At 58.1% G+C, this 766-nt stretch carries 2 protein-coding genes; both read right to left on the reverse strand.

The window, feature by feature from the left end; translation table 11 throughout:
• Positions 1–284, reverse strand: a 284-nt coding sequence (locus MF607_RS22575; protein ID WP_242122400.1) for a cyclic nucleotide-binding domain-containing protein, incomplete at its 3' end; no start/stop codon positions are given.
• Positions 285–351: 67 nt separating this feature from the next.
• The gene (locus MF607_RS22580; protein WP_242122401.1) at positions 352–519 is read right to left on the reverse strand and encodes a hypothetical protein; all 168 of its coding nucleotides are present in this window, start codon (positions 517–519) and stop codon (positions 352–354) included.
• Between the last annotated feature and the right edge of the window lie 247 nt (positions 520–766).

Consider the following 766-nt stretch of genomic DNA (forward strand, 5'->3'; position numbering starts at 1 on the left):
ATGGTCTTTGTCGTGCAAAGTGTCCGCACCGCGTAAGCCGGCCGTGTGAACATGAACGAGTCTATATTCGCCACGTCGCCCGGGATCAGCAGGCCTACGATCTGACGGCGGCCGTCCCGCGTGATTTTGTAACGACAAGCCCACCCCTCGATCAGAATCTCGATGTGGCTGACATGCTCGGCCTGACGCAGCAAATCCTTATTGATGGCAATGGACTTCGCAGGGAGTGCCGATTTCTCTAAAACATACCGCTCTTCGCTCGATAGAAAGGGGGACGCAGCCAATCGCGTTCCCAGCAACGTGAAATCTGTCGAACGTCGGGGCGGGGCCGTGGGGGTGGATCTGGCCTCATCAAGCATGTTGGGCCCGTCGTATAGGTTCTGCCGAAGCAATGCGGCCGAGATAGGCTTCGGCGAGCTGACGGTGCGCCGCCACCACTTCCGGCTTGGTTGCCTGCCGCGCCAGTTTGAACTCCGCTTCAGCCCGGCGCTGGAAATAGAAAATATCGTCGTCGGTCATGGCCTTTATCCCATTCACCGTTTCGACGTGGTACATAAACCGGAACCTGGACGATGTTAATACAGCCTTAGCTACCCGCAGCCTCACCGGATTGCCTGACCGCAAGGTTGAGGAAAGCAAGTTCGAGCTGGTAAGCATCTACTTTCACCGGCCAGATCCTTGCCGGCACGTCGATCACGACCGCGACGGTCGGACTGAGCGAGCGAGCGCAGGATCAGATCATTCTTGCCGTCGATCAGGGCGGCGA

Source organism: Sphingomonas lacusdianchii (genome assembly GCF_022664395.1).
GTDB classification, from domain to species: domain Bacteria; phylum Pseudomonadota; class Alphaproteobacteria; order Sphingomonadales; family Sphingomonadaceae; genus Sphingomonas; species Sphingomonas lacusdianchii.

Excerpts from the sequence above, each read along its gene's own strand:
- MF607_RS22580 (WP_242122401.1), bottom strand. The coding sequence starts at position 519 with ATGACCGACGACGATATTTTCTATTTCCAGCGCCGGGCTGAAGCGGAG.